At 28.0% G+C, this 353-nt stretch carries 1 protein-coding gene; it reads left to right on the plus strand.

The window, feature by feature from the left end; genetic code table 11:
• The coding region (locus ACTJK5_RS23090; RefSeq protein WP_440613328.1) for a hypothetical protein at window positions 1–353 on the plus strand (353 nt) is incomplete at both ends.

Genomic DNA, 353 nt, shown 5'->3' on the forward strand with positions numbered 1-353 from the left:
TATTTGATGCAACATGGCATACCCCACCTTCACGAGAAATCATTACTTCTGAAAATTTAGGAATGTATAGAATTCAAGAATTGTTAAATAAGGAGATAAAACCCATATGGGGATTGAAAGATCCTAGAACCGTTTTGACATTTAATATTTGGAAACCTTATTTAGAAACAATTGCTGACATTACTTATGTATTTGTTTGGCGACCTATAGAAGAATCTGTTGCATCACTTGCTTATAGAGATAATATGAATTTAGATACTGCAACAAAAATTTTAAAGGTTTATTTTATGAATTTAAAATACTATCGAAAACAACTGAAAAAAGAAAATAAAGATATAGTAGATATTTGTTTT

It is taken from the genome of Agrobacterium sp. 22094 (assembly GCF_052046015.1).
GTDB classification, from domain to species: Bacteria; Pseudomonadota; Alphaproteobacteria; order Rhizobiales; family Rhizobiaceae; genus Agrobacterium; species Agrobacterium cavarae.